Source organism: Streptomyces jumonjinensis (assembly GCF_009600885.1).
Taxonomy (GTDB): domain Bacteria; phylum Actinomycetota; class Actinomycetes; order Streptomycetales; family Streptomycetaceae; genus Streptomyces; species Streptomyces jumonjinensis.
This window is the reverse complement of the sequence record NZ_VCLA01000197.1, coordinates 63,055-90,043: the sequence shown is the minus strand read 5'-3', so window position 1 is coordinate 90,043 and position 26,989 is coordinate 63,055. Positions and strand designations below refer to the sequence as shown.

General features: G+C 70.3%; 25 protein-coding genes and 1 tRNA gene. 15 read left to right on the top strand and 11 right to left on the bottom strand.

Features of this window, described 5'->3' with window-relative positions:
- Window positions 1-189 precede the first annotated feature (189 nt).
- Window positions 190-417, top strand: a complete 228-nt coding sequence (locus FF041_RS40475) for a DUF6344 domain-containing protein (protein WP_153526292.1) — start codon at window positions 190-192, stop codon at window positions 415-417.
- Window positions 418-520: 103 nt separating this feature from the next.
- Here FF041_RS40475 and FF041_RS34015 read toward each other — a convergent pair whose 3' ends face one another.
- Window positions 521-1,213, bottom strand: coding sequence for a DUF5324 family protein (locus tag FF041_RS34015; protein ID WP_323393512.1), 693 nt, complete (start codon window positions 1,211-1,213; stop codon window positions 521-523).
- A 327-nt stretch (window positions 1,214-1,540) separates the two neighbouring features.
- Here FF041_RS34015 and FF041_RS34010 point away from each other — a divergent pair, with 327 nt between their 5' ends.
- Both FF041_RS34010 and FF041_RS34005 read left to right on the top strand, forming a co-directional pair.
- Complete coding sequence (locus FF041_RS34010) at window positions 1,541-2,074, top strand: peptidylprolyl isomerase (protein ID WP_323393510.1); 534 nt, start codon at window positions 1,541-1,543, stop codon at window positions 2,072-2,074.
- 123 nt (window positions 2,075-2,197) lie between these two features.
- Window positions 2,198-3,106: a rhomboid family intramembrane serine protease gene (locus FF041_RS34005; protein WP_153526291.1), complete on the top strand. Its 909-nt coding sequence runs from the start codon at window positions 2,198-2,200 to the stop codon at window positions 3,104-3,106.
- A gap of 416 nt (window positions 3,107-3,522) precedes the next feature.
- Here the strand turns inward: FF041_RS34005 and crgA are convergent, their stop codons facing one another.
- Window positions 3,523-3,780, bottom strand: a complete 258-nt coding sequence (gene crgA, locus FF041_RS39730; protein WP_323371974.1) for a cell division protein CrgA — start codon at window positions 3,778-3,780, stop codon at window positions 3,523-3,525.
- 140 nt (window positions 3,781-3,920) lie between these two features.
- Here crgA and FF041_RS33995 point away from each other — a divergent pair, with 140 nt between their 5' ends.
- The 6 genes from FF041_RS33995 (at window position 3,921) to FF041_RS33970 (ending at window position 8,310) form a co-directional block, all read left to right on the top strand.
- The gene (locus FF041_RS33995) at window positions 3,921-4,688 is read left to right on the top strand and encodes a DUF881 domain-containing protein (protein ID WP_194292284.1); all 768 of its coding nucleotides are present in this window, start codon (window positions 3,921-3,923) and stop codon (window positions 4,686-4,688) included.
- Between the two features lie 24 nt (window positions 4,689-4,712).
- The gene (locus FF041_RS33990; protein WP_153526289.1) at window positions 4,713-5,552 is read left to right on the top strand and encodes a class E sortase; all 840 of its coding nucleotides are present in this window, start codon (window positions 4,713-4,715) and stop codon (window positions 5,550-5,552) included.
- A 57-nt stretch (window positions 5,553-5,609) separates the two neighbouring features.
- Window positions 5,610-5,813 carry a hypothetical protein gene (locus tag FF041_RS33985; protein WP_153526288.1) on the top strand — a complete coding sequence of 68 codons (204 nt, stop codon included), beginning with the start codon at window positions 5,610-5,612 and terminating at the stop codon, window positions 5,811-5,813.
- Complete coding sequence (locus FF041_RS33980; protein WP_153485137.1) at window positions 5,810-6,472, top strand: aminodeoxychorismate/anthranilate synthase component II; 663 nt, start codon at window positions 5,810-5,812, stop codon at window positions 6,470-6,472. Before FF041_RS33985 ends, FF041_RS33980 begins: the two co-directional genes overlap by 4 nt.
- A complete protein-coding gene (locus FF041_RS33975) occupies window positions 6,367-7,557 on the top strand; it encodes a class E sortase (protein WP_153526287.1) in 1,191 nt (396 codons plus the stop codon). Before FF041_RS33980 ends, FF041_RS33975 begins: the two co-directional genes overlap by 106 nt.
- Before the next feature lie 63 nt (window positions 7,558-7,620).
- Window positions 7,621-8,310 (top strand): class E sortase, encoded by a 690-nt coding sequence (locus FF041_RS33970; protein WP_323393508.1) that lies wholly within the window; start codon window positions 7,621-7,623, stop codon window positions 8,308-8,310.
- Window positions 8,311-8,432: 122 nt separating this feature from the next.
- On the opposite strand, the gene pknB is transcribed toward FF041_RS33970, so the two are convergent.
- The 6 genes from pknB to FF041_RS33940 all read right to left on the bottom strand — a co-directional run bounded on the left by pknB (window position 8,433) and on the right by FF041_RS33940 (window position 17,151).
- Window positions 8,433-10,469 (bottom strand): Stk1 family PASTA domain-containing Ser/Thr kinase, encoded by a 2,037-nt coding sequence (pknB, locus tag FF041_RS33965; RefSeq protein ID WP_153526286.1) that lies wholly within the window; start codon window positions 10,467-10,469, stop codon window positions 8,433-8,435.
- A 539-nt stretch (window positions 10,470-11,008) separates the two neighbouring features.
- Entirely contained in the window at window positions 11,009-12,469 is a 1,461-nt protein-coding gene (locus FF041_RS33960; protein ID WP_323393506.1) for a peptidoglycan D,D-transpeptidase FtsI family protein, read from the bottom strand.
- Between the two features lie 126 nt (window positions 12,470-12,595).
- Complete coding sequence (locus FF041_RS33955) at window positions 12,596-14,005, bottom strand: FtsW/RodA/SpoVE family cell cycle protein (protein ID WP_153526285.1); 1,410 nt, start codon at window positions 14,003-14,005, stop codon at window positions 12,596-12,598.
- Between the two features lie 25 nt (window positions 14,006-14,030).
- The gene (locus tag FF041_RS33950) at window positions 14,031-15,638 is read right to left on the bottom strand and encodes a PP2C family protein-serine/threonine phosphatase (protein ID WP_153526372.1); all 1,608 of its coding nucleotides are present in this window, start codon (window positions 15,636-15,638) and stop codon (window positions 14,031-14,033) included.
- Between the two features lie 132 nt (window positions 15,639-15,770).
- The gene (locus tag FF041_RS33945; RefSeq protein WP_153485132.1) at window positions 15,771-16,295 is read right to left on the bottom strand and encodes an FHA domain-containing protein FhaB/FipA; all 525 of its coding nucleotides are present in this window, start codon (window positions 16,293-16,295) and stop codon (window positions 15,771-15,773) included.
- Between the two features lie 10 nt (window positions 16,296-16,305).
- Entirely contained in the window at window positions 16,306-17,151 is an 846-nt protein-coding gene (locus FF041_RS33940) for an FhaA domain-containing protein (RefSeq protein WP_153526284.1), read from the bottom strand.
- A 588-nt stretch (window positions 17,152-17,739) separates the two neighbouring features.
- On the opposite strand from FF041_RS33940, the gene FF041_RS33935 reads away from it, so the two are divergent.
- The 6 genes from FF041_RS33935 to FF041_RS33910 all read left to right on the top strand — a co-directional run bounded on the left by FF041_RS33935 (window position 17,740) and on the right by FF041_RS33910 (window position 23,732).
- Window positions 17,740-17,823: transfer RNA gene (locus tag FF041_RS33935), tRNA-Leu, on the top strand.
- Window positions 17,824-18,103: 280 nt separating this feature from the next.
- Entirely contained in the window at window positions 18,104-19,858 is a 1,755-nt protein-coding gene (locus tag FF041_RS33930; protein WP_323393503.1) for a sensor histidine kinase, read from the top strand.
- 83 nt (window positions 19,859-19,941) lie between these two features.
- Window positions 19,942-20,607 (top strand): response regulator, encoded by a 666-nt coding sequence (locus tag FF041_RS33925; RefSeq protein WP_153526283.1) that lies wholly within the window; start codon window positions 19,942-19,944, stop codon window positions 20,605-20,607.
- 300 nt (window positions 20,608-20,907) lie between these two features.
- Window positions 20,908-22,365 (top strand): DUF2252 domain-containing protein, encoded by a 1,458-nt coding sequence (locus tag FF041_RS33920; protein ID WP_153526370.1) that lies wholly within the window; start codon window positions 20,908-20,910, stop codon window positions 22,363-22,365.
- 33 nt (window positions 22,366-22,398) lie between these two features.
- The gene (locus FF041_RS33915; protein WP_323393501.1) at window positions 22,399-23,232 is read left to right on the top strand and encodes a J domain-containing protein; all 834 of its coding nucleotides are present in this window, start codon (window positions 22,399-22,401) and stop codon (window positions 23,230-23,232) included.
- 155 nt (window positions 23,233-23,387) lie between these two features.
- The gene (locus FF041_RS33910) at window positions 23,388-23,732 is read left to right on the top strand and encodes a rhodanese-like domain-containing protein (RefSeq protein ID WP_153481762.1); all 345 of its coding nucleotides are present in this window, start codon (window positions 23,388-23,390) and stop codon (window positions 23,730-23,732) included.
- 194 nt (window positions 23,733-23,926) lie between these two features.
- Here FF041_RS33910 and FF041_RS33905 read toward each other — a convergent pair whose 3' ends face one another.
- The 3 genes from FF041_RS33905 to paaD form a co-directional block, all read right to left on the bottom strand.
- A complete protein-coding gene (locus FF041_RS33905; RefSeq protein ID WP_323393499.1) occupies window positions 23,927-25,081 on the bottom strand; it encodes an acyl-CoA dehydrogenase family protein in 1,155 nt (384 codons plus the stop codon).
- 263 nt (window positions 25,082-25,344) lie between these two features.
- Entirely contained in the window at window positions 25,345-26,400 is a 1,056-nt protein-coding gene (locus tag FF041_RS33900; RefSeq protein WP_153526282.1) for a 2Fe-2S iron-sulfur cluster-binding protein, read from the bottom strand.
- Window positions 26,401-26,925 (bottom strand): 1,2-phenylacetyl-CoA epoxidase subunit PaaD, encoded by a 525-nt coding sequence (paaD, locus tag FF041_RS33895; protein ID WP_323393567.1) that lies wholly within the window; start codon window positions 26,923-26,925, stop codon window positions 26,401-26,403.
- Window positions 26,926-26,989 lie beyond the last annotated feature (64 nt).

The following is a 26,989-nucleotide window of genomic DNA, read 5'->3' as shown; positions in this document are numbered from 1 at the left end:
GGTCACCGGTCGGGCGGCAGACCGGACGACCGGTCCGGCCACGGATCCGGTCACGGGTCCGGTCACCGCGTCTGGCCGGCCCATGGGGCCCGGTCCGGCCGAACGGGTCACCGCGGCCGTACGGCGCCCGTCGCGCAGGTACGCCGCGACAGCCGCGCGGACCGCTCCCTCAGGGCCGTACGGGCGAGGGTGCCCGCGCAGAGCACCCGGTGGACCCCCGGCTCGGGCACCCGGTCGCTGCCGCCCACCATCAAGCAGCGCATCAGGGCCGAGGCCCACAACGCGTCGCCGTCCGTGCGCAAGCTGCCCGCCCTGGACCCCGTGTCCCTGGACTCCGGCACCGTCTGTCTCGGCTCCCGGGGAGCCGAGGCCCCCGAGGCGGCAGCCGACCGTGCGGCGCTGGCGGCGGCGGCATGAAGCGCCAGGAGGACTTCCGTCCCCCGGACGCTCCCCGCACGGGTCAACGCACGGGTCAACGCGCAGGTCAACGCGCAGGTCAGCGCACGGGCCAACACACAGGTCAGCGCCGGTCGTCGCGGTCCTCCCGCGGCTCCGTCCCGGTCTGCTCGGCCCGTGTCCCGGTATCCCGCGCCTCGGGACTGCCGTCGACCGACGACAGCCGTTCCCGGCCGCCGACCTCGGTGGCGGCGGGCGGCTCCACCAGCCAGTCGGGGTTGGCCTGCCGGTCCCACCACTTCCATAGGGCGAAGACTCCGCCGGCCACCACGCCGACGACGGCGAACCCCTTGAGGAGACGGCCGGCCTTCGAGCGCCGCTCGTGCTTGCGCACCAGCTTGCGGATCTCCTTCGGTGTCACCTGTCCGCGCAGGGCGGCCAGCGCGGCGGCGGAGCGGGCGACGGCCTCCTCCCGTACGGGCCCAGCGGCGGCGACCGCGTGTTCGACCCGTGGTCTGGTGTAGTCCGCCGCCTGCCGAGCGGTCCTGCGGGCCTGCACGGCGGCACGGTGAGCGGCATCGTCCACCGCGGGCGGCACATGCGGCGCCACATGGGCGACGTACTGGACACGGGCCTGGGTCCGCGCCCGGTGAGCGGCATCGGAGACCTTCGGCGCGAGCCGTACGCGCGTCTCGTGGGCGTAGCGCGCGGCCTGATCACGGGCCGTACCGGCGTATGGCGCCACCACTTCCGCGGCGTGCAGCACGCTCTCCTTCGCCGAATCGGTCGCGGCGCGCACGCTGTCCATGCGGGTCACGGGGATCCTCCTCCTCGGTGGCGTTCTGGTTGCGGGGCACCGCCCCGACGGGCATTCCCCGGGCATTCCCGGTTCAGTGCCTTTCGCCTTTCCGTCTGCTGGCACATCATGCCCGCCGACCGCTGCCCCGGCATGCGTAACGGGCATCCGGGTCATGGCGGATAAATAGTTCATATAGGGAGCCCTCTGGTCGACCATGCCACGACTGGAGCTTCAGCGCGCCTTCGCACGGTCCGGTGCGGAGGCTTTTCTGTGTGCGCTGCCCTTCCGTGCGAGGATCGTGACGTTCACATACGTCCCAGAGAAGTCTCACGGAAAGGCAGGATCGTGGCCGAGCAGCTTTACGCCACCCTGAAGACCAACCAAGGCGACATCGAGATCCGGCTGCTGCCGAACCACGCGCCCAAGACGGTCAAGAACTTCGTCGAGCTGGCCCAGGGCGAGCGCGAGTGGACCAACCCCGCGACCGGTAAGCGGTCCACCGACCGGCTGTACGACGGAACGGTCTTCCACCGGGTGATCAGCGGTTTCATGATCCAGGGCGGTGACCCGCTGGGCAACGGCACCGGCGGCCCGGGTTACGAGTTCGCCGACGAGTTCCACCCCGAGCTGGCGTTCAGCAAGCCGTATCTGCTGGCCATGGCCAACGCGGGCCCGGGCACCAACGGCTCGCAGTTCTTCATCACCGTGTCGCCCACCGCCTGGCTGACCGGCAAGCACACCATCTTCGGCGAGGTCACCACCGACGCGGGCAAGAAGGTCGTGGACGCCATCGCGGCTGCCCAGACCAACCCGCGCACCGACCGTCCCGTTCAGGATGTCGTCATCGAGTCCGTGGTGATCGAGTCCCGCGAGGGCTGACAACCGGACCGGCCGAAACCGCCCGCCCACGGGCGGGCAGCGGCCATCGGGGAACAAACGCGCCCCGTCCATCCGTCTGGATGGACGGGGCGGAGTGTTGCTTCGGGAGGATCGAGGGATCTCATGGACCAGGCGCCAGGCAGTCCGCAGGAGCCGCAGGGGTCACCGGGTGCGCCCGGACTGCCCAGCTGCTACCGGCATCCGGGCCGGGAGACGGGCATCAGCTGCACCCGCTGCGAGCGGCCCATCTGTCCGGAGTGCATGGTCAGCGCCTCGGTCGGCTTCCAGTGCCCGGAGTGCGTACGGGACGGCTCCGGCACCGGGCACGCGCCGGGCGCCAACCGGCCGCGCACCATCGCGGGCGGCACCATCGCCGACGACGCCTTTCTGGTCACCAAGGTGCTCATCGGGATCAATATCGCGGTGTTCGCCCTGGTGCTGGTGCTCGGCGAGCGCTTCGTCGCCCAGATCGAGCTGATCGGACTCGCGCGCAATCCCCAGCTGGGGTTCGAGGTCGTCGGGGTCGCCGACGGCCAGTGGTACCGGCTGATCACCGCGGTCTTCCTGCATGAGGAGCTGCCGCACATCCTCTTCAATCTGCTCGGGCTCTGGTTCCTCGGCAGAATCGTGGAGCCGGCGCTCGGCCGCAGCCGCTTCATCGCCCTCTATCTGCTCTCCGGCCTCGGCGGCAGCGCGCTGGCGTATCTGCTCGCCGCGCCGAACCAGCCCTCGCTCGGGGCTTCGGGGGCGATCTTCGGTCTGATGGGGGCCTTCGTGGTCCTCGCCCGGCGCTCGAACCTCGATATGCGCCCGGTCGCGATCATCCTGGCGATCAGCCTGGTGCTCACCTTCGCCCGCCCGGGCATCTCCTGGGAGGGGCATATCGGCGGTCTGGTGACGGGCGTTCTGCTCACCCTCGGGATGGTGTACGCACCGCGTGAGCGCCGGCTGCCGGTTCAGATCGCGGTCAGCGCGGCGGTGCTGCTGGCCATCGTCGTGACGGTGGCGGTCAGAACCGCGGCCCTGACCTGAGCCGCTCTGATCCGAGCCGCCCTGACCTGAGCCGCCGGGGAATCGGCCGCTGGGGAGCCAGCCGCCGGGGAGCTTCGCGCCCCCCGGCACCCGCGGTGCGCGAAGGCCCCGATCAGCGGCTGAGCTGCGGCTTTCCCCATGGTTGTCCACAGCGAGCGGCAGCTCCCGCACAGGCCGTGCGGAAGGCGCGCGCCCCCTGTCGCCGCAGGGGGTTTTCCCTGTGGGGACAAGGGACACGGCATGTCACCGAGATGGGTGACGCAGTCACACCGGCGTCAACACATTGAAGGTTATCCACAGATCGTCTGACCTTTTCCCCACTGTGGACAACGCTGTGGATAACATGGGGTATGGGCTGACGCACGGCAGCCGGAGGACTCCGGAGAGTCAGTCTCCGGAGTTCGCTTACCGGCCGGCTACTTCCACTGGGTGGAGACGCCGAAGCCCGCGGCGATGAAGCCGAAGCCCACGACGATGTTCCAGTCCCCCATCGATTCGAGGGGCAGTGACCCCTCGGTGACGTAGAAGAGGACGATCCAGGCCAGTCCGATCAGGAACAGCGCGAGCATGACCGGCGCTACCCAGCTGCGATTGGTCAGCTTGATGCTGGTCGCCTGCTTGGACGCCGCCGGCGGCGTGAAGTCGGCCTTCTTGCGGATACGTGACTTCGGCACGAGGGACTCTCCTGTCGATGCGCTGCGTGACCGCGCAGGGAACTTGGCTGGCGTCCGGGGCTGGAGCGACGGGGACCACTGCCTCCCCCGGGCGTCCGTTAGCGTAGTGCTTCCGCGGCGCCTGAGGAGATAAGGGTACGTTGAGTAATTCCGCCAACTCCAGGCCAGGGCCGGTTCACATGCTGAAAAAGAGAACTGGCCGGGTGCTGACGGCTGCCGTCTTCGCCCTCGCCGGGCTGATCTTCGTCACCAGCTTCAACACCGCGAAGGGCACGGACCTCCGCACCGACGACTCCCTGCTGAAGCTCTCCGACCTGATCCAGCAGCGCAATGCCAAGAACGGCGGGCTCGACGAGTCCACCGCGTCACTGCGCGGGGATGTCGACGCCCTCGCCGACCGCGACGACGGCTCCACCAGGGCCGAGGACGAGCGCTTCGGCGCGCTGGCGGCTGCCGCGGGGACCCGGAAGGTCAGCGGCCAGGCGCTCACCGTCACCCTCGACGACGCCCCGCAGGGGGTCCAGGCCGCCCCCGGCTACCCCGAGCCCCAGGCCAATGACCTGGTGATCCACCAGCAGGATCTCCAGGCCGTGGTCAACGCCCTGTGGGCGGGCGGGGCCGAGGGCATCCGGGTGATGGACCAGCGGCTGATCTCCACCAGCGCGGTGCGGTGCGTCGGCAACACCCTCATCCTCCAGGGGCGCGTCTACTCTCCGCCGTACAAGATCACTGCCGTGGGCGACCGGGACCGGCTGGAGGAGGCGCTCGACGCGTCACCCTCGCTCCAGAACTATCAGCTGTATGTGAAGGCGTACGGGCTCGGCTGGAAAGTCGATGAGCACGATGCGGTGACTCTTCCCGGTTACTCGGGCACAGTGGATCTCCACTACGCGAAGCCCGCGGGGTAACGCCTGAGGCCGGGGGGCGATTCGATGCCGGTACGGCTCGTCATCAGGACCTTCAGCGAACTCTGCATCACCGTCGGCGCCGTGATCGTGCTCTTCGTCGTGTACGTCCTGTACTGGACCGGGGTCAAGGCGGCCGACGCCTCCGACGGGGAGATCCACCGGCTCCAGGACCAGTGGTCCAGGGGCCGGATCGAGCTTCCGGCCCCGGGGGCGACGGCGTCCGCCGCCCCGCCGGACGCTACCCAGGAACCCCAGAAATCCCAGGCACCCCAGGCCACGCGCGGTGCGCCGACGGCGCCGACGACGCGGTCCGCGCCGGCCGCCTCCGCCGGGACGGAGCCCGCGCGACGGCCCGCCAGGAGCACGGCGCCGGCCGCGCGACCCCCCGCGTACCGCGACGGAAAGCCCTTCGCCGTCATGTACGTCCCCCGCTTCGGCCGCGCCTGGGACTGGCCCGTCCTCGAAGGCACCGGGGTGAACACGCTCAAGAAGGGCCTCGGCCACTACCCGGGCACCGCCGCGCTCGGCGGCCGGGGCAACTTCGCGGTCGCCGGACACCGCCGCACCTACGGCGACCCCTTCAAGGACGTTCCGCTGCTCCGCCCCGGGGACGCCGTCGTCCTCACCGACGGCGCGAGCTGGTTCACCTACCGCGTCGACCGGAGGGCCTACCGGACCGTACCCACCGACATCGGGGTGATCGACCCCGTACCGGAGAAGTCCGGGTTCCGCGTTCCCGGCCGGTATCTGACCCTGACCACCTGCGAGCCGGAGTGGGGCAGCAGCCACCGTCTGATCGTCTGGGCGCGTCTGGAAGCCACCCGCCCGGTGACGGACGGCAAGCCGCCGGCTTTGCGCAGCTGACCCGCGGGCCCGCCGCGACCTTTAGTCTGGAGCGGTCACGAACGGAAAGGGACGGCAATGTACGGCTGGATCTGGCGGCGTCTGCCGGGGAACGCATGGGTGCGGGCGGTCATCTCGCTCGTGCTGATCCTCGCCGTCGTCTACGTGCTGTTCCAGTACGTCTTCCCCTGGGCGGAGCCGCTGCTTCCGTTCGGTGACGTCACCGTCGATGGAGCGAGCGCCGGAGCGGGCGCCGGCAGGGAAGAGGGAGCAGCCCGATGAGCGCGCGCATTCTGGTCGTCGACAACTACGACAGCTTTGTCTTCAATCTGGTCCAGTACCTGTATCAGCTCGGCGCGGAGTGCGAGGTCGTACGGAACGACGAGGTCGCCCTCTCCCACGCCCAGGACGGCTTCGACGGCGTACTGCTCTCCCCCGGGCCGGGCACGCCCGAGCAGGCCGGCGTCTGCGTCGAGATGGTGCGTCACTGCGCGGCCACCGGGGTTCCCGTCTTCGGGGTCTGCCTCGGGATGCAGTCGATGGCGGTGGCGTACGGCGGTGTCGTGGACCGCGCCCCCGAACTGCTGCACGGCAAGACATCGCTGGTCAGCCATGGGGGCAAGGGCGTCTTCGCCCGGCTGCCCTCGCCGTTCACCGCGACCCGCTACCACTCGCTGGCCGCGGAGCCGGCCGCGCTGCCCGCGGAGCTGGAGGTGACGGCCCGTACGGCGGACGGCATCATCATGGGGCTGCGCCACCGTGAGCTGGCCGTCGAGGGGGTGCAGTTCCACCCCGAGTCGGTGCTCACCGAGTACGGGCATCTGATGCTCGCCAACTGGCTGGAGCAGTGCGGCGACACCGGCGCGGTCGAGCGTTCGGAGGGTCTGGCCCCGGTGGTCGGCAAAACTGCGGGCAAGGCTGTGGGCAAGGCTCTGGCGTGAGAGCCGGGCGTCCTGGCGAGGAGCGCGACCCGATGACCGGCTCCGGTCCCGGGCCGTCCCCCGGGGACGCCTCCGCCGGCGGCCCGTGGACGTACCCGGGGAGCGAACCGGGGGGACCGGGGCACTCGGGGGCGTACGGCGCCACGGGCTGGAATCCGCAGCCTCCCCGGGGGCCGCAGCCGACGCATGGACCGCAGCCGACGCATGGACCGCAGCCGACGCATGGACCACAGTCGGCACCAGGGCCACAGGGGCTCAGCGGGCCCGGCCGGGCCGAGCGGCGAAGAGCCGCCAAGGGCCGGGGCCGTCAGCGCTCCCGTTCCGCGCCGCCGCCCGCCGCCCCCTCCCGGGACCCCGGCGCCCCCGGCAGGCCGCTGACCAGGGTGGAGGCCCGACGCGCCGCCAAGGCCGCCAAGGACAGCCCGGCCGTGATCGCCAGCCGTGCCCTGGGCGAACTGTTCATCACCTTCGGCGTGCTGATGCTGCTCTTCGTGACCTACCAGCTCTGGTGGACCAATGTCCGGGCCGGGCAGGAGGTCGACCGGGAGACCGACAAGATCCAGGAAGCCTGGGCGAAGGGCCGTGAGCCGGGCACGTTCGAGCCGGGGCAGGGCTTCGCCATCATGCACATCCCCAAGCTCGATGTGGTCGTCCCGGTCGCCGCGAGCATCGACAAGGAGAAGGTCCTCGACCGGGGCATGGTCGGCCACTACAGCGAGGGCAAGCTCAAGACCGCGCTGCCGTCCGACAAGCCGGGCAATTTCGCCGTCGCGGGCCATCGCAACACCCATGGCGAGCCGTTCCGGTACATCAACCGCCTCAAGCCGGGCGACCCGATCGTGGTCGAGACTCAGAACGCGTACTACACCTATGAAATGGCGAGCATCCTGCCCCAGACCTCGCCGTCCAACGTCCAGGTGATCGGTCCGGTCCCGCCCGGCTCCGGCTTCACCGGGCCCGGCCGGTACATCACCCTCACCACCTGCACCCCCGAGTTCACGAGTACCTACCGGATGATCGTGTGGGGCAAGATGGTCGAGGAACGGCCGCGCAGCAAGGGCAGACCGGACGCGCTCGTAGGCTAGGACGGCGGATCGCCCCGCGGCCAGGGAGCCTCGGAGCCATGAGTCCAGACGGGAAGAGATGCAGTGTCGTCACGTGCGCGCAGCCGGATCGCCGGTGTCATCAGTGTCTTCGGCGAACTGCTGATCACCGCGGGCGTTCTGCTGGGACTCTTCGTCGTCTACTCGCTCTGGTGGACGAATGTCCTCGCGGACCGCGAGGCGTCCCGCCAGAGCGAGCGGATGCGCGACGGCTGGGCGGAGGGCGGCGCGGGCGGCCCCGGGGCGCTCGACACCAAGGACGGCATCGGCTTCCTCCATGTGCCCGCCATGGGCGATGACGAGGTGCTGGTGAAGAAGGGCACCGAGCCCAAGGACCTCAACGACGGCATCGCCGGGTACTACACCAAGCCGATCAAGTCCGCGCTCCCGTGGAACGCGAAGGGCAATTTCACCCTGGCGGCGCACCGCGACGGCCATGGCGCGAAGTTCCACAACATCCACAAGATAAAGGAGGGTGACCCGATCGTCTTCGAGACGCGGGACACCTGGTACGTCTACAAGGTCTACGAGACCCTTCCGGAGACGTCGAAGTACAACGTGAACGTGTTGAAGCCGGTCCCCGAGCAGTCGGGGAAGACCGAGGCGGGCCGCTACATCACGCTGACGACCTGTACCCCGGTCTTCACCTCCAACTACCGCTATATCGTCTGGGGTGAGCTGGTGCGCGAGGTCAAGGTCGACCGGGACCGCACCAAGCCGGCCGAGCTGCGCTGATCCGCTCGGCTCAGCTCAGCTCCGTTCCTTTACGGCCTGACCTGTTCGCGGGCCCGGCGGGTACGACAGAGCCCCGGCCGCCCTTCTCCGGGGGCCGGGGCTCTCATGCGTCGACCGGGCGGTCAGTCCCTGCCGAAGGAGCCGCCGAACAGGCCCCCGTCGCCGTCTCCGCCGCTCTCGCCGCCGTTCCCGTTGCCGTTCCCGTCGCCGTTGTTCCCATTGCCCTCGCCGAAGTCGGCGGTCGTCACCTTGATCTCCTGCTCGGCCGCGGCCTGGGAGCCGGCCTGCGGTTCCTGCTGCGTGATCCGGGCGGTGTCCTCGTCCGAGCCCTCGATGTCGCCGAGCTCAAGACCCGCCTGCTCCAGCAGGGCCTGTGCGTCGGCGAGGGTACGGCCGACCAGGTTGGGGACCTGGACGGTCTCTTCCTCCTCAGGGCCCTTGGAGACCTTGAGGGTCACCGTGCTGTTCTGGGCCGCCTTGGTGCCCTCCGCCGGGTCCTGGCCGATGACCTGGTCCTTGGGCTCATCGGAGTCCACGTACTCCGTGTTCACCTGGAAGAGCAGCGTCTGGAGCTGGGACTGCGCGCTGGAGAGCGGGTTGCCGATGACCCGGGGCACCGTCTCCAGGACCTGCTTGGCCACCGTGAGGGTGACCGTCGCGTTCCGGTCGGCCATGCTGTTGCCCTCGGGGTTCTGCTCGATGACGGTTCCGGGGTCCTCCTGGGTGGACTCGACCTCCTTGACCTCGACCTTGAAGTCCTTACGGGTCAGCGCCTCCTTGGCGCTCTCCAGCGACTTCTCGGTGACATCGGGGACCTCGATCTGGCTCAGTCCCTCGGAGAGCACATAGGTGACGGTCTCGCCCTGCGCGATGTTCCCGTCCGCGGGGGACTGGCTGCAGATCTTGCCCTCCGGCTCGTCGCAGCGCTCCGAGCCGGACTCCTGGATCTCGATGCCCGCGTTGGTGGCATGCTCCTGCGCCTGCTCCACCGTCATGCCCACGATCGTGGGGACCGGGACCTCCCCGGTGTCGGGGTCGTCGCCGAAGACGGACCGGCCGATCAGCACCGCGCCGATCAGCACCAGCACGCCCGCGACCACCAGCAGCACCGTCGAGGTGCTGGACTTGCGCTCCGGCCGGCGGCGTCCCCGTCCGTCGTCATAAGCGCCGAAGCCCCCGTCGTCCGGATTGATCGGCGGGAGCATCGAGGTCTGGGCCACGGCGGGATCGTTCTGCCGCAGCGCCGTGGTGGGCTGCTCCTCCGGGGGGTAGCCGCCGTAGCCGACCGCGCCCATCGCCGCCGTGGCCGCGGCGACCGGCTGGCCGTCGAGACATGCCTCGATGTCCGCGCGCATCTCGTCCGCGGACTGATAGCGGTAGTCGGGGTCCTTGACCAGCGCCTTGAGGACGATGGCGTCCATCTCCGGCGTGATCTCGGGATCGAAGGAGGACGGCGACTGCGGCTCCTCGCGGACATGCTGATACGCGACGGCCACCGGGGAGTCGCCGATGAACGGCGGACGGACGGTGAGCAGTTCGTAGAGCAGACAGCCGGTGGAGTAGAGATCGGAGCGCGCGTCGACCTGCTCGCCCTTGGCCTGCTCCGGGGAGAGGTACTGGGCGGTGCCGATGACGGCCGAGGTCTGCGTCATCGTCATCCCGGCGTCGCCCATGGCGCGCGCGATGCCGAAGTCCATGACCTTGACCTGGCCGGTGCGCGTCAGCATGACGTTCGCCGGCTTGATGTCGCGGTGGACGATGCCGTTGCGGTGGGAGTACTCCAGGGCCTGGAGGATGCCGGTGGTCATCTCCAGGGTGCGCTCGGGCAGCAGCTTGCGCCCGGAGTGCAGCAGCTCTCTGAGCGTGGAGCCGTCGACGTACTCCATCACGATGTACGGGATGGAGACCCCGTCGACATAGTCTTCGCCGGTGTCGTAGACCGCGACGATCGCAGGATGGTTGAGCGAGGCGGCCGACTGGGCCTCACGGCGGAACCGGGCCTGGAAAGACGGATCGCGGGCGAGATCTGCCCGCAGCGTCTTCACAGCGACGGTGCGGCCGAGCCGGGTGTCGTGGGCGAGGTAGACCTCGGCCATGCCACCACGGCCGAGCACCGAGCCCAGCTCGTACCGGCCGCCGAGGCGACGCGGCTCTTCCATAGCGGTGAACCTCTCCCTGTACCGTCAGTTGTGCTGCCTGGGATACGGTACCCGTAGCACCAGGTGCATCTCGGCCCCGCCCGGCAGCCGATATCCGACCGGAATACAAGGGGTACGGATCGGCGGCCCCCGATACCGGCGGCGGAGTCCGAATCCGGGGAGGGCTGAGAGCCCGTTGGATCGACGTGCCCGCCTTAAGCGCCGTCTGGTTTGTCTTTCTTATGTTCACCTGGTCTCTCCTGGTATTTCATGGCCTTTTCTGCGCCCCCGGCATTCGGGGCGCGGCCGTGAAACCTCCCCGATATCGCGATCCGCGAGGGCGGGTCGTATTCCTCCCGGCCCGTCGCCCGCGGTGAATGCCCATCTCGCGGGACCGACTCGGTGATCCTTCCTGGCGCGCGCCGGGAAGGGGTAAAGGGAACATTTGATCAATGGTTGCCTGTGGGGTTGTGAGATAGCCCACTGATCACAATCGGGAGATAAAGCGGAATCATAGATTCCTGAGCGTCCGGGGCCCGGCGGGCCACGGGTGCCACGGGTTATCCGCCGCTGTTCAGCACCGCGTTCATCACGACCTTGGCGATCGGCGCGGCCAGACCGCCCCCGCTGATATCGCCGCCGGTCGCGTCGCTGTCCTCGACCACGACCGCGACGGCGACCGGGGAGCCGTCGCCGTCCTTGGCGTAGGAGATGAACCAGGCGTACGGGGTGCCGGTGTTGCCGAAGCCGTTCTCCGCCGTACCGGTCTTGCCGCCGACCGTGACCCCGTCGATCCGGGCCTTGCCGCCGGTGCCCTTCTCGACGACGTTCTCCATCATCGTCTGGAGAAGCCGGGCGTTCTCCGGGGAGACCGGGCGGCTCATCTCCTCGGGCTCGGTCTTCTCGACCACATCGAGATTGGGCGCTTCGAGCTGATCGATCATGTACGGCTTCATCAGCCTGCCGTCGTTGGCGATCGCGGCGGTGACCATGGCCATCTGGAGCGGGGTGGCGGCGGTGTTGAACTGGCCGATGGCGGAGAGCGCGTTTCCGCCGCGGTCCATCGCCTTGTCGTAGACCGAGGCGGCGGCCCGTACCGGGACATCGATTCCGGGGTCGTTGAAACCGAATTTCTCGGCCGTCTCCACCATCCGGTCCCGCGACACCTCATCGCCGAGCTTGGCGAAGACCGAGTTGCAGGAGACCTCCATCGCCCGGTTGAGGCTGGCGTCCGCACAGCCGCTCGCGTGGTTCTTCAGCGGCCGGGCGGAGAGCGGGATCTTATACGGCTCGGGGGTGTCCGTGGCCGCGTCGATGTCCTTGACCAGGCCGTTCTCCAGCGCGGCGGCGGCGGTGACCACCTTGAAGGCGGATCCCGGCGGGTAGACCTCGCGCAGCGCCCGGTTGAGCATCGGCTTGTCCTTGTCCCGCTCCAGCGACTTCCACGCCCTGGCGTCGGAGAGCTCCGCCCCGGCGAAGGAGGCGGGGTCGTAGGACGGGGTGGAGGCGAGCGCCAGAATTCTGCCGGTCTTCGGCTCGATGGCCGCGACCGCGCCCTTCTTGTCGCCGAGGCTCTGCCAGGCGGCCTTCTGGGCGGCGGCGCTCAGGGTGGTGACGACATTGCCGCCCTTCTTCTCCTCGCCGGTGAGCATCGCCATCGTGCGGTCGAAGAAGAGCTGGTCCGAGTTGCCCGTCAGGATGCCGTCCTGGAGCTTCTCGATCTGGTTGGCGTCGAACGCCTGCGAGGCGTATCCCGTCACCGGCGCCCACATGGGGCCGTCGGCATAGGTCCGCTTATAGGCGTAGAGGGTGCTCTCGGTCCGGACGGAGCCGGTGATCGGCTTGCCGTCCACGATGATGTCGCCGCGCTCGCTCGCGTACCGCTCGACCTGGATGCGACGGTTGCGGTCGTTCTCGTTGAGCTCGTCCGCCTCGACGTACTGGAGCCAGTTGGTCCGTACCAGCAGGGCGAGCACCAGAATGCCGCAGAAGATCGCGATCCGACGGAGCGGTTTGTTCACGGGCGTACTGCCTGGGGCGTCATCACGGGCGTACCGCCTGGACCGTCTTCACGGGCGTACCGCCTGGATCGTCTTCACGCGCGTACTGCCTGGGTCATTTTCACGTGCGTACCGCCTGGGCCGTCTTCACGGGCGCACCACCTGGGTCATCTCCGCGTCGGGAGACGGTGCCGGGGCGGGGGCGGGACGGCGCGCGGTGTCGCTGATACGGATGAGGATGGCGATCAGCGCCCAGTTGGCGATCACCGATGAACCGCCGGCCGCGACGAACGGCATCGTCATACCGGTCAGCGGGATCAGACCCATCACACCGCCGGAGACCACGAAGACCTGGATGGCGAAGGCTCCGGAGAGGCCGACCGCGAGCAGCTTGCCGAAGGGGTCACGGGCGGCGAGCGCGGTGCGCACACCGCGCTCCACGATCAGCCCGTAGATCATCAGGAAGGCCATCATCCCGGCGAGGCCGAGCTCCTCGCCGAAGCTGGAGAGGATGAAGTCGGAGTTCGCGGCGAACATGATCAGGTCGGAGTTGCCCTGGCCGAGGCCGGTGCCGAGCGTGCCGCCCGCGCCGAACGACATCAGCGCCTGGCCGATCTGCTCGCTCTGCGCCCAGGTCTCCTCGGCGAAGGGGTTCAGCCAGAACTCCACGCGCTGCTGCACATGCGGCTCGAAGGTGGCGACGCCGACCGCGCCCACGGCCGACATCAGCAGACCGAAGACGATCCAGCTCGTCCGCTCGGTGGCCACATAGAGCATGATCACGAAGAGGCCGAAGAACAGCAGCGAGGTGCCGAGGTCGGTCTCGAAGACCAGGATCAGGATCGACATCGCCCAGACGACCAGGATCGGGCCGAGGTCGCGTCCGCGCGGCAGATACAGGCCCATCACCCGGCGGCTGGCGAGCGCGAGGGCATCGCGTTTCACCATCAGATAGCCGGAGAAGAAGATCGCGATGATGATCTTGGCGAACTCGCCGGGCTGGATGTTGATGGGGCCCAGATTGATCCAGATCTTCGCGCCGTTACGGGCCGGGAAGAACATCGGCAGGATCAGCAGGACCAGCGCCGTCACCATCGAGATGTAGGTGTAGCGCTGGAGGATGCGATGGTCCTTCAGCAGCAGCAGTACGCCGACGAAGAGCGCGATGCCGATCGCCGAGTACAGCATCTGCTTGGGCGCGTCGGGTGTGAACGCGCCCCACTGGGCCTCGGCGCGCTGGATCAGCCGGGGCGACTGGTCCAGCCGCCAGATCATCACCAGCCCGAGGCCGTTGAGCAGCACCGCCAGCGGCAGCAGCAGCGGATCGGCGTACTTGGCGAACTTCCGCACCACCAGATGCGCCACGGCGGCCAGCAGCCCGAGTCCCAGGGCATAGCCGAGTACCCCGGTGGGGAGCTTGCCGTCGATGGCGAGCCCCACATTGATGTACGCGAACACCGGCACGGCGACCGCGAAGGCGAGCATCATCAGCTCGGTGTTGCGGCGGCTCGGTGCCTCGATCGCGCCGATCGTGGTGGTGTTGGTGACAACGCTCATGGATGGAGAAGCCCCCTACGGCTGATTACTGCTTACCGCAGTTCGAGGCCAGCTTCTGCTCTTCCTCCGAGAGGACGGGACCCGGAGGAGAAGACGGAGAGGCTGCGGTCGGCTTCTTCTTGCCGTCGTTCTTGTCGTCGATCTGGATGGTCCGGCTGATCTGGGTGTCGTGCGCGTTGTGCGCCGAGGCGGGTGCGCCGACGGTGCTGCCCGTCTGGCTCTCGGGTGCCTGACTTTCGGCTGCCTGGCCCCCGCCCGCCTGGCCCTTGCCTGCCTGGCTCTTGCTCGGCGGCGAGGCCGCCTGGCGGTCGGCTGCTTCACGGCGCTGTTCCTGCTTCTCGCACGCGGACGCCTGGGTGGCGAGCTCGCCGATCTTGTCCTGGGCCTTGCCGAGGCTCTTCTGCGCGATGGTGGCCTCGACCTGCTTGCGCTGGTACGGCGGGAGATGCTTGAGCTTGATCTCGGGATGGTCCTTCTCCACCTTGGAGAGCGAGATCCACGCCAGATCCTGGCTGATGCCCTGGTACAGGGCGACATGGCTGCCCTTGGTGCCGACGTAGTACTGGGTCTGCGTCCAGCGGTAGCCGCCGTACAGACCGCCGCCGACGACGGCGAGGGCGAGCACGAAGATGAAGGTCCCCTTCAGCCATCCGCGACCGCCGCCCGGCTTGACGAAGTCGTCGTCGGTGTACGAGTCGAAGCTGCCCTCGGGCGGCATCCCGTCGTAGCCGTCGCCGCCTCCGGGCGAGCCGAAGCCGTCGTTCCGCTGCGGTGCGGGGCGGCCGAGACCGGCCGCGCGCCCCGCCGGGGTCTGCATCGCGCCGCCGTCGTTCAGCTGGAGCTGGTTCTCGGCGACCGCGCCGACGACCACCGGAGTGTCGCTGAGCTGACCGGCGAGGGTGTCGTCGGTGTCGGTGTCCAGCACATCGGCGACGATGCAGGTGATGTTGTCGGGACCGCCGCCGCGCAGCGCGAGCTGGATCAGGTTCTGGATGGTCTCCTGCGGGCCCTGATAGCCGGCGAGGGTCTCCTCCATCGTCTGGTGGGAGACCACTCCGGAGAGACCGTCCGAGCAGATCAGATAGCGGTCCCCGGCCCGGACCTCCCGGATGGAGAGATCGGGCTCGACATGGTCGCCGCTGCCCAGCGCGCGCATCAGCAGGGAGCGCTGCGGATGGGTGGTGGCCTCTTCCTCGGTGATCCGGCCCTCGTCCACCAGACGCTGCACCCAGGTGTGGTCCTGGGTGATCTGGGTCAGCACTCCGTCGCGCAGCAGATAGGCGCGGGAGTCGCCGACATGGACCAGACCGAGCCGCTGACCGGTCCAGAGCAGCGCGGTGAGGGTGGTGCCCATGCCTTCGAGCTGGGGATCCTCCTCGACCATCAGCCGCAGCTGGTCATTGGCGCGCTGCACGGCCGTGCCGAGCGAGGTGATGATGTCCGAGCCGGGCACATCGTCGTCGAGCTGGACCAGGGTCGAGATGACCTCCGACGAGGCGACCTCGCCCGCCGCCTGGCCGCCCATGCCGTCGGCGATGGCCAGCAGCCGTGGACCGGCGTAGCCGGAGTCCTCGTTGCCTTCCCGGATCATGCCTTTGTGCGATCCGGCGGCGAAACGCAGGGACAGACTCATGCGCACCTCGCCCGTCGGCTCGGGGTACAGCCGGTCTCGTCGAGCCACACTGCCCACCCTCCGGTCGGGAGCCGGTCCCGGTCCGCTGTCGGGACCGCTGTGGCTCGCTCGCTCCGCTCGCTCATTGTCGTACTACTTCCGCAGCTCGATGACGGTCTTGCCGATGCGGATCGGCGCGCCCAGCGGAATCGGTGTCGGGGTGGTGAGACGGGTCCGGTCGAGATATGTGCCGTTGGTGGACCCGAGATCCTCGACGATCCACTGGCCGTCACGGTCCGGGTAGATCCTGGCATGCCTGCTGGACGCGTAGTCGTCGTCCAGCACGATCGTGGAGTCGTGTGCGCGGCCCAGGGTGATGGTCTGGCCCTGGAGCGCCACCGTGGTGCCGGTGAGGGTGCCCTCCGACACCACCAGCTTGGTCGGCGCTCCGCGCCGCTGTCGGCCGCCGGACTGCTGGCGCTGCTGCTGCCGCTGCTGCGGTGGCGCGGCGGCCTGGCGCGTCTGCTGGGGACGCGTGTCACCGCTGCGGCGCGAGCCGCGTTGGGTGACGCGTGTGCCGAACAGATCACTGCGGATGACCTGGACGGCCACGATGACGAACAGCCACAGAACGGCTAGGAAACCCAGCCGCATGACCGTCAGGGTCAGCTCTGACATTGCCCCCGCTTCACCCTTCGGCTTGCCGGTAAACGATGGTGGTACTGCCCACGACGATCCGCGAGCCGTCGCGGAGCGTAGCGCGGGTGGTGTGCTGCCCGTCCACCACGATGCCGTTGGTGGACCCGAGATCCTGGATCGTCGAGGGCGTTCCGGTCCGGATCTCACAGTGCCGGCGGGATACGCCGGGGTCGTCGATCCGCACATCGGCGTCGGTGCTGCGCCCCAGCACCAGCGTCGGGCGGGAGATCTGATGGCGGGTGCCGTTGATCTCGATCCAGCGCCTCACCTGGGCGCCCGGCATCGGGCCGGGTGCCCCAGCGGTACTGCGGTCCGGCACGGCCGACAGTCCGGGCCGGCCGCCCGGAGGCGGCGCGGACGGCATCGGCGGCGCGGCGGCCGGCGGCTGGCCGTAGCCGCCGCGGGCCGCGGGCGCCGGTGCGTCGGACCCTTGCGGACCCGAGCCGGGAGTCTGTGACGTACTCGACGCGAGGGTGCGGCTGCGCACCCGGTAGAGACCGGTGTCGAGGTCGTCGGCCTTCTCCAGATGGACCTTGATGGGGCCCATGAAGGTATAGCGCTGCTGCTTGGCGTAGTCGCGGACGAGCCCCGCCAGCTCGTCGCCGAGCTGCCCCGAGTAGGGGCTCAGCCGCTCGTAGTCGGGCGCGCTGAGCTCGACGATGAAGTCATTGGGGACGACGGTCCGCTCGCGGTTCCAGATCGTCGCGTTGTTGTCGCACTCGCGCTGGAGGGCGCCGGCGATCTCGACAGGCTGGACCTCGGACTTGAACACCTTGGCGAAGGTGCCGTTGACCAGGCCTTCGAGACGCTGCTCGAAACGCTTCAGGACTCCCATCGGGCACCTCCTCCGTTGCTGCCGTCCTGATACTGCTTACTGATCGTATCCACGCGTCGGGAAATCGGCTGGTTCCCCTTGTCTGCCCCGTCGATGAGTGTCACCTCTCACACGGATCGTAGAGGCGGCCTTATGACAGTGTCCCGCACCCGGGGGGCGTCGGGCAGGAGTGGGGGCGAGCCGGACGCGGGCGCCGGGCGAGCCGGGGCGGGCCGCCTGCCGCCCCTGTCCCTTGTGTGCCCTTTGCCTGCCGCTCCCGCCGCTCTGTGCGCCGTCTGTCCTCCCTCGTCGTCCCGGTCGGCTTCCCGTCCGGTTCTCCGTTCCGTCTTCCCTCTTCCGCTTCCCTCTTCCCGCCCTGTCACCCTCTGCCACGGGCCGCTCTGTGAACGGCGTCCTCCGCTCGGCGTCCGGCGGGTGTCCCGCTCCGGCTCCCCGGCCGGGGGTCCGTTCCCCGTCCGGCGGTCCGTTCCCTGCCCGGGGGCCCCGAACAAACGGATGTGATTCCACCCTGGGCAGCGTGCTAATCTTCTGCATGTCGCCAGGCGGACGCACCGAAACCGGTGAGAAACCCCAGCGGCAACACCCAATGCGCGGGTGGCGGAATAGGCAGACGCGCTGGATTCAGGTTCCAGTGCCCGAAAGGGCGTGGGGGTTCAACTCCCCCCTCGCGCACAAGATCGAAAGCCCCGTAGGTCATCGACCTACGGGGCTTTCGCGTTCTTGTATGTCCTGTCGCGTGTCGTGTCGCGTGTCGCGCGGTGTGTCTGCCCTGTCTGCCCTGTCTGCCCTGTCGCGCCAGGGCCTCTTCCGGCAGGACTTCTTCCGGCAGGGCTTTGCAGGGATTCTTCCGGCGGGACCTCGGACGAGGGCCGGGTCGGGCGAGACCTTCGTCGTTCCAGGAGGGGACGAAAGTCGGCGGTCGCCCAGGGGACCCCTCGCCTAGGGTGCCGAGGTGAACGTCGTATCGAGAATCCCGGCCGGGCTGCGAGCGGGCTGGGAGTGGCTGGCGGTGGCCGAGCCCCGGCCGGGGGACCAGCGGCCTCCGGTGCTCCCCAGGCGCGGGCCCGGCGTCGAGCTGGTGCTCGCGCTGGTGCTGGCTCTGGTGGCCGCGGGGACCGAGGAGCTGATGGGCTCCGCCGGTCATCGGGTTCTCGTCGCGGGCGTCGGCGCGGCAGTTCTCTCACTGCTGCGGCGGCGGCTCCCCATTCCGGTGCTGATCGTCGTCTGCGGGCTGATGTCGTGGCTCGGCGGGTTCTTCGCCCTGCAGATCGTGGCGGGCTGGTCGGCGGGCCGCAGGATCGTCGGCTTCTCCCGGGCGCTGGTGGCGTTCACCGGCGCGTACATCGCCTACGCGGTCGGCTCGGTGCTGATCGCCCGGGCGGAGGACAGCCGGCTGACGCTGATGATGTCGCTGGTGCTCCCGCTCGTCTTTCGGGCGATGGTGGTCATCCCCGGTCTGGTCAGCCGCTACTGGAGCCAGCGGCAGACGCTGCTGCACGCGCTCCAGGAGCGCAACGCGCAGCTGCTCTGGGAGAGCCGGATGGTCGCGGGCCAGGCACGCCTCATGGAGCGGCAGCGGATAGCCCAGGACATGCACGACAGCCTCGGGCATCAGCTGGCGCTGATCGCCGTGCACACCGGGGCGCTGGAGGTGGACCCCGAGCTGACCGGGCGGCAGCGGGAGGCGGTCGGCGTGCTGCGGAACGCCTCGGTGACCGCGATGCACGAGCTCCGCGAGGTCGTCGGGATTCTGCGGGACGGGGTCGAGGCGCCGTCCGCGCCGGTGGTCGACGAGACGGGCCGCGCGGCGCGCGGAACGGCCGGTATCGAGTCGCTGACAGACGCGGCGCGGGCTGCGGGCAACATGGTGGAGCTGCGGTGTACGGGGGAGGCCCGACCCCTCGCTCCGGCCGCCGATCACGCCGCCTACCGCATCGTTCAGGAGGCCCTGACCAATGCCTACAAGCACGCCCCGGGCGCGTCGATCGGGGTGGAGCTGCGCTATGAGCCGGACTCCTTCGTCGTCGAGATCGTCAGCGGCACCGCGACGGTGGGCAAGGGCGAGGTCGTCAGCGGCGGGCAGGGGCTGACCGGGCTGCGGGAGCGGGCCCGGCTGGTCGGCGGGATGGTGCACGCCGGGGTCGTCGACGGCGGGGGCTTCCAGGTGGCCGGGGTGCTGCCGTACGGAACGGGGGAGGCCGCGCCGGTCGCCGCGCCGGCCGGTGACCTCCCTCGGCAGTCGTACGGGTCCGCCGGTGCGTACGGGCCCCCGGCCATGGACTGGAGTGCTCCCGGGCGGACGGCGGCCATGGGCGAGCTGGACGCGAGCAGGCGCAGGAGCCGGGCCGGCGGCGTCGGCCTCGGCTGCGCAATAGCCGCGGGCACGCTGCTGCTGGTGGTCGCGGCGGTCGTGGCCGGACTGTTCTTCCTGGTCGACTCGGTGGACGAGGGCATGATCGACCAGGACGAGTACCAGCGGGTGAAGATCGGCGAGAGCGAGGAGGGGGTACGCGACCGGCTGCCGGGCGGGGACACCGTGTTCATCAGCGGATTGAGCGGGAAGGGCCCGAAGGAGCCCGAGGGCTCGGAGTGTCTGGTGCTGATGTCGTCGGAGATCTCGGACAGCTTCGAGAGCGAGCCGGTGTTCCGGTTCTGCTTCCGGGACGGCAAGCTGATCGAGAAGAAGTCGTATGAAGTGAAGCGGTAGCCGCACGGCACCGGGCGCCGGCGGGGTGCGGGGCCGGACGGGGCAGCGGCGCCGCCGGCGGACACGGGTGAGTGAGGGTGGACATGACGGGGGCGCCGATCCGGGTCGTCATCGCCGACGACGAACCGCTGATCAGAGCCGGGATCCGGATGATCCTCACCTCTGACCGGCAGATCGAGGTGGTCGCGGAGGCGTCGAACGGACGCGAGGCCATCGAGCTCGTCAGGGCGCACGGGGCCGATGTGGTGCTGCTGGACATTCAGATGCCGGTGATGGACGGGCTCACGGCGATGCGGGAGCTGCGCAGGGCGATGCCCTCGGCCCGGGTCGTCATCCTGACGACCTTCGGTGAACGCGAGAACGTTCTGCGGGCCCTGGAGTCCGGCGGGGCGGGCTTTCTGCTGAAGGACACCGCGCCCGCGGAGCTGATCGGGGCCGTACGGGCCGCCGCTGCGGGGGACGCGTATCTCTCCCCCGCGGCGACCCGGCATGTGGTGGACCAGTTCACGTCGGGACGGGCCGCGGCGCGCAGCGAGGTGGCGCGCTCCCGGGTGGCGCAGCTCAGCGCCCGGGAGCGGGACGTTCTCTCGCTGCTGGGCGAGGGGCTCTCCAACGCGGACGCGGGCAGACGGCTGCATATGAGCGAGGCCACCGTGAAGACCTATGTGAGCCGGATCCTCGCGAAACTGGAGTGCGACAACCGGGTGCAGGCCGCTCTGCTGGCCCGGGACGCGGGGCTGGGCGACTGAGCGCGGGGCCGTGCCGGGGTGTCGGCTCACGGTGCGGTGCCGGGGATGCTGTCGTCTTGTGGTGCGGTGCCGGGGTGTTGCCTTGCGGTGCGATGCCGGGCGGTGCCGGCTGTTTCACGTGAAACGTCCCTGGCGCGGCTGGGGTGTTCATGGGGCCCTCCCGCTCCGGTGGGGCGGGGGTGCGTTGGGGCGGTCCGGCGGTGACCGCCGTCCGGGAGCGGCGGTACGGTCATGCCCACCGAGAGCGCACAGGGACGACGGGGGAGGCCGCACATCGTGAGCGAAGCCGAAACGGTGGTGATGCACCGGACGGAGCGCGAGGGGACCGGGCACGGCGGAGGGCGCATTCCGGCGGTGCCGGGCTTCGCCCGCCGCAGGGACGGCCGCGGCGGCGGAGACGGCCGGGTCGCGCGGTCGCGGAAGCAGGAGGGCAAGACGCTGCGGGAGAGAGTGCCGCGGTCGTCGCATGACTCGCTCGTGCTCGCGGTGGGGCGGCCCGGCGCGGCCCAGGCGGTCGAGGAGTCGAGCCGGGGCAGAGTGCCCGAGCTGGCGCCGATACGGGTGGGGCGGATGGCCGCCTCCCCGTTCGCCTTTCTGCGCGGCTCGGCCGGTCTGATGGCCCATGATCTGGTCGGCACCCCGGTCACCGGGGTGAGCGCCCAGATATGCGGCGACGCGCACGCCGCCAACTTCGGGCTCTACGGTGACGCCCGCGGCGGGCTCGTCATCGACCTCAACGACTTCGACGAGACCGTCGTCGGCCCCTGGGAGTGGGACGTCAAGCGACTCGCGGTCTCGCTGGTGCTGGCGGGCCGGGCGGCGGGCGCCGACGACGGCGTCTGCCATGCGGCAGCCTTCGACGCCATGGGGGCCTACCGGCGCACCATGCGGCTGCTGGCACGGCTGCCCGCCCTGGACGCCTGGAACGCCATCGCGGACGAGGAACTGGTCTCCCACACCGACGCGCGCGATCTGCTCGGCACCCTGGAACAGGTCTCCCGGAAGGCCCGCAGCAACACCAGCGCGCGGTTCGCCGCCAAGGCGACGGAGATCTACTCCGACGGCATGGGCGAGGGACGCCGCTTCGTGGACGCGCCTCCGGTGCTGCGCCGGGTGCCCGACCGGGAGGCGGCGGCCGTCGCCCGGTCGCTCCAGGAGTATCTGGGCACGGTGTCCGAGGACCGTCTCCCGCTGCTGGCCCGGTACGAGATCCATGATGTGGCGTTCCGGGTGGTGGGCACGGGCAGCGTCGGCACCCGCTCGTATGTGGTGCTGCTGCTCGACCACCGGGGCGACGCACTGGTGCTCCAGGTGAAGGAGGCCCGGGCCTCGGCGCTGCTGCCGTATCTGGCCGCGTCCGGTTTCCAGGTCCCGGAGGTGGCGCACGAGGGCCGCCGGGTGGTGCTCGGACAGAAGCGGATGCAGGTCGTCAGCGACATTCTGCTCGGCTGGACCACGGTCGACGGCCGGCCGTTCCAGGTGCGGCAGTTCAGAAACCGCAAGGGCAGTGTGGACCCTGCGGCGCTCACCCCCGATCAGCTGGACGACTACGGCCGGATGACCGGGGCGCTGCTGGCCCGCGCCCATGCCCATAGCGCCGATCCGCTGTTGCTCGCGGGGTACTGCGGCAAGAGCGAGGAGCTGGATGAGGCCCTGGCCCGTTTCGCGATGCTGTACGCGGACCGTACGGAAGCCGATCACGCCGCATTGCTGAAGGCGGTCAGGAGCGGACGGCTGGCCGCCGAGCATGGGGTGTGACGGGGGAGTCGACAGCGCCCTTAGGCTGGTCGGGTGACCCAGGATGTGCCCGGTGGGCCGACGACCCGGAACGACGACGAGCAGGACGCGCCGATGCGGCCGGAAGCCCGGCTGGAGCAGGCGGTGCGCGCGGCCGAGCGGGCGCTGATCGAGTTCGAGATCGCGCTGGAGACGTTCCGGGTGGAGGTCGAGAATTTCTCCCGGCTCCACCACCAGAAGCTCGGTCCGATGTACGCGCGGCTGGATGAGCTGGACGCCCGGATCGCGGAGGCGCGGGCCGCGCGTACCGCGGATCCGGAGGATCTGCGCCGGGCCCGGGAGGCGCGGGCGGCCGTGATGCCGATGCCCGGGGTCGATGAGCTGTTCCACGGCTGGATGGACTCGGAGGGGCTCTTCCCCGAGGCCGCGGCGATGCTGGGCGGTCAGCCGGTGCGGGTGCCGCAGCGGGTGCGGCCGAGCGAGGAGGCCCGCAAGCTCTACCGTGAGCTGGCCCGTAAGGTGCACCCGGATCTGGTGCAGGACGAGTCGGAACGGCTGCGCCGTGAGGAGTTCATCACCCGGGTGAACGCCGCCTACGCCCTCGGTGACATCGATGAGCTGAAGGCGCTGGCCGGTGAGTGGGAGGCCGGTCCCGCGCCCGCCGGGCAGTGGCTCGGCGAGGCCGAGGAGCTGTATGCCCGGCTGGAGTGGCTGGCTCAGCGGAAGGAGCTGCTGACGGTTGTCGCCAAGGAGCTGGAGGAGAGCGCGATCGGGTCGATGCTGAGGCTGGCGCCCGATGATCCGGACCGGCTGCTGGAGGAGATCGCCGAGCAGTTGCTCGCCCAGGTCGCCGAGCGGGAGACGGAGCTGTCCCGGCTCGTCGAGTAGGTTTTCAGAAGCGGCCCGGATCCCATGGGCCGCTCGCACCGGTGCCGGGAGTCCTCGCGCCGGTGGCGGGGCCGCCCCATCCGGAGGCCCCGCCGCGCGCACGTGATCATCCGAACGTGTCCGCCCCCACTGCCCCACACAGGAAGGCAAGATCCATGAACTTCGCCCCGCTGCCCTCGGTGGAAGCCGCGGCGGTGCCGTCCGACGCCCTGGTACTGGATGTCCGGGAGGCCGATGAATGGGCGGCCGGGCATGTGGAGGGCGCGCTGCATCTTCCGATGAGCGAGTTCGTGGCCCGGTTCGGCGAGGTGACCGAGGCGGTCGCGGACGGCCGCCGGGCCTTTGTGATGTGCCGGGTGGGCGGGCGGTCCGCGCAGGTCACCCAGTATCTGGTGCAGCAGGGGATCGACGCCGTGAACATCGACGGCGGCATGCTCGCCTGGGATGCGGCCGGGCGTCCGATGATCACCGACGGCGGCGGTCCGGCCTCCGTCATCTGAACCGGGGTCCCGCGCTCGGACCAGGCCGGGCTCTCCTGCCCCGGCGGCGGCCCCTCACCGGCCGAGCCTGATCCGGACGGCCTGCTCCGGGCCACCTGATCCGGCTGCGGCCCTCACCCGTCGAGCCCGATCCGGACGGAAGAGCCCAGGCCGCCGCTCCCCGGCTGCGGCCGGGCTCCGTGCGCCGCCGGGTGTCAGCCGAGCGGATGCGCGGCCAGCAGATCGCCCAGGGCCTCCTCATGGGCGGCTGCGGGGCCCAGGGAGAGCTCAAGCTGTTTGGCCCAGGCGTGATAGCGGTGCAGCGGGTAGTCGGTGTCGGCGCCGAATCCGCCGTGCAGATGCTGGGCGGTCTGCACCACACGGCGCACACCGTCCGAGGCCCAGATCTTCGCCACGGCGACATCGGCGGCCACCGGCAGCGGCCCGCCGACACCGGCGCTTCCCCGGGGCGGCGTCAGCCGCCAGGCGGCCTGCCACAGGGTGGCCGCCATGGCCCGGAGATCGATATAACGGTCGGCCGCCTGCACGGCGACCGCCTGGAAGGTCGCCACCGGGAAGCCGAACTGTTCGCGCTTTCCGGTGTAGTCGCTCGTCATCGCGAGCACCCGCTCGCCCAGGCCGAGCGCCAGCGCACAGGTCCCGGTGGCCAGCAGCTGACGCAGCCAGTCCCAGGCGCCCTCGGCGTCGATCAGCTCCCGGGCGTCCAGCCGCACGGTGTCCAGACGGACTTCGGCGAATCGCTCCCCGCTGGTGGAGATCTGCTCCGCGAGGGAGAGCCCTTGGCGGTCCCGGGGGATCAGGGCCAGCAGGGAGCGCCCCTCACCGGGATGCGCGGGCACGGCGATCAGATCCGCGGAGTGCGCCCAGGCCACCCCGGTCTGCACACCGTCGAGCACCCACTGTCCCGTGTCCCCGTCCCGGCGGGCCTCGACGGCGAGCTCGGCCGGATCATGGCCGGTGCGGCCATGGGCCGCGACGGTGAGGGCCAGTTCGCCACGGCCGACCCGGGGCAGCAGCCCGGCGCACAACTCGGCGCTTCCATAACGCTCCACGGCCATCGCGACCGCACTGGTCTCCAGCAGCGGCACCCGCGCCAGCACCGCGGCCGACTCCCGGAGCACCAGACAGAGCGCGATGGCGTCGAGACCGGCTCCGCCGTGCTTCGGTGACAGCACCAGGCTCAGCAGATCGGAGGCCGCGAGCCTGGCCCACAGCGGACGGTCGAACTCCGCGGCGACCGCGCCCCGGGTGAGCGCCGGGCTGGGCACCCCATCGGGTGCGACCCCGGCGAAGACCGCTTTCGCCGCCTCGACCGCCGCCTGCTGCTCCTCGGTGAAGGTGAAGTCCACTGACCTGTCCTCCCAACGCCCGGTGGCACGCCGCGCCGTCGCCCACGCCGTTCACGCCGCTCTCCGAGCCGTATCCCGCTCCGGAACCCGCATATCTGACGGTCCGTCAAGATAGAACAGGTTCCTGAAAATGAACACAGCGCGGAACCGGCCCCTGGCCCCGGCGTCCGCCCGGCTCCGGAACAGGCGGTGGTGCGCGCCGGTGTGCGGCGGGTGGCAGGGCGGAGGGGCAGCAGAACGGCGGGACGGCAGGGCGGCGGGGATCAGCGGTCGAAGTCCAGCTCCACCTCGGCTGTGGCCGGATGGGACTGACAGGCCAGCACATAGCCCGCCCCGGTCTCCTCCGGCTCCAGGGCGTAGTTGCGGTCCATCCGCACCTCGCCGGAGACCAGGAAGGCCCTACAGGTCCCGCAGACCCCGCCCTTGCAGGCATAAGGCGCGTCGGACCGGCTGCGCAGCACCGTTTCGAGCAGGGACTCGCCTTCGCGCACCGGCCAGCTGCCGGAGCGCCCGGCGAGGGTCGCCGTCAGCGAGGCATGGGCCGGCGCCCGCACGGGGGCGGGGGCGGGCGAAGAGCCGTCGTCGACATGGAAGATCTCCTGATGGATACGGCTCCGGTCCACACCGAGCTCCCGCAGCGCCCGGTCGGCACCGGTGACCAGGCCGAAGGGTCCGCAGAGAAACCAGCCGTCCACCTCCGCGAGCGTGAGCACGGCGGGCAGCAGTCCGGTCAGCCGCTCCTGGTCCAGCCGCCCGGTCGGCAGTCCTGACTGCCGCTCCTCCCGGGAGAGCGCGGTGATCAGCTGGAACCGGTCCGGGTACCGGTCCTTGAGGTCCGCGACCTCGTCCAGGAACATGGTGGACGCCACGGTCCGGTCGCTCCGTATCAGACAGAACCGGGCCTTCGGCTCCCGCTCCAGCAGGGTCGCGGCCATGGACAGCACCGGGGTGATCCCGCTGCCGCCGACGATCGCCGCGAAATACCCCGGCCGTGGCTCCAGCCGGAAGCGGCCCATCGGGGCCATCGCCTCGACGGTGGCTCCGGCCGTCAGCTCCTTGAGGGCGTAGGTGGAGAACTCGCCGCCCTCGACCAGCCGGATGCCGATCCGCAGCACCGGATCCCTCCCGGGCGGGGCGGCCGGGGAGCAGATCGAGTAGGTGCGGCGGATCTCCTCGCCGCCGGCCGTTCTGCGCAGCGCGAGATGCTGGCCGGGGGTGTGCCGGAAGATCTCCCGGAGCTCCGGCGGCACATCGAGGGTGACGGCCACCGAGTCGTCCGTGAGCTCTTCGACCGAGCTGACCCGGAGCGGATGGAACATCTACAACTCCTTGAAGTGGTCGAAGGGTTCACGGCAGGAGACACAGCGCCGCAGCGCCTTGCAGGCGGTGGAGGAGAACCTGCTCAGCAGCTCGGTCTCGGTGGATCCACAGTGCGGGCAGCGAACGGAGAGAGCGAGCGGGACGGGTCCGGACCCTGCCGTGTGAGGGCGCGGCGGGGCTATTCCGAACTCGGCGAGCTTGCGCCGCCCTTCCGCGCTGATGTCGTCCGTGGACCAGGCGGGGGAGAGCACGGTGACGACCGAGACGTCCGGTATGCCGTGGTCATGGAGCACCCGCTCGATGTCCGCGGCCATCGTCTCCAGCGCGGGGCAGCCGGTGTAGGTCGGGGTCAGCTCCACCACGACGCTGCCGGGGCCGAGCCCGCGGACCCCGCGCAGCACCCCCAGCTCGGCCAGTGTCAGCACCGGAAGCTCCGGGTCGGGCACGGCGCCCGCGAGCTCCCGCAGCCGAGCCTCCAGAGGGGTGTCGACGGGCTTCCCGGCCCGGGGGCCACCGGCGTCCACCGGGCTGTCGGGGCCCGGCGGCCCGGTGGAGACGGTGTCCGGCGGCCCGGTGGAGACGGGCCGG

Excerpts from the sequence above, each read along its gene's own strand:
- FF041_RS34005 (WP_153526291.1), top strand. The coding sequence starts at position 2,198 with ATGGACCAGGCGCCAGGCAGTCCGCAGGAGCCGCAGGGGTCACCGGGT.
- FF041_RS33990 (WP_153526289.1), top strand. The coding sequence starts at position 4,713 with ATGCCGGTACGGCTCGTCATCAGGACCTTCAGCGAACTCTGCATCACC.
- FF041_RS33985 (WP_153526288.1), top strand. The coding sequence starts at position 5,610 with ATGTACGGCTGGATCTGGCGGCGTCTGCCGGGGAACGCATGGGTGCGG.
- FF041_RS33980 (WP_153485137.1), top strand. The coding sequence starts at position 5,810 with ATGAGCGCGCGCATTCTGGTCGTCGACAACTACGACAGCTTTGTCTTC.
- pknB (WP_153526286.1), bottom strand. The coding sequence starts at position 10,469 with ATGGAAGAGCCGCGTCGCCTCGGCGGCCGGTACGAGCTGGGCTCGGTG.
- FF041_RS33955 (WP_153526285.1), bottom strand. The coding sequence starts at position 14,005 with ATGAGCGTTGTCACCAACACCACCACGATCGGCGCGATCGAGGCACCG.
- FF041_RS33950 (WP_153526372.1), bottom strand. The coding sequence starts at position 15,638 with ATGAGTCTGTCCCTGCGTTTCGCCGCCGGATCGCACAAAGGCATGATC.
- FF041_RS33945 (WP_153485132.1), bottom strand. The coding sequence starts at position 16,295 with ATGTCAGAGCTGACCCTGACGGTCATGCGGCTGGGTTTCCTAGCCGTT.
- FF041_RS33940 (WP_153526284.1), bottom strand. The coding sequence starts at position 17,151 with ATGGGAGTCCTGAAGCGTTTCGAGCAGCGTCTCGAAGGCCTGGTCAAC.
- FF041_RS33925 (WP_153526283.1), top strand. The coding sequence starts at position 19,942 with ATGACGGGGGCGCCGATCCGGGTCGTCATCGCCGACGACGAACCGCTG.
- FF041_RS33920 (WP_153526370.1), top strand. The coding sequence starts at position 20,908 with ATGCACCGGACGGAGCGCGAGGGGACCGGGCACGGCGGAGGGCGCATT.
- FF041_RS33910 (WP_153481762.1), top strand. The coding sequence starts at position 23,388 with ATGAACTTCGCCCCGCTGCCCTCGGTGGAAGCCGCGGCGGTGCCGTCC.
- FF041_RS33900 (WP_153526282.1), bottom strand. The coding sequence starts at position 26,400 with ATGTTCCATCCGCTCCGGGTCAGCTCGGTCGAAGAGCTCACGGACGAC.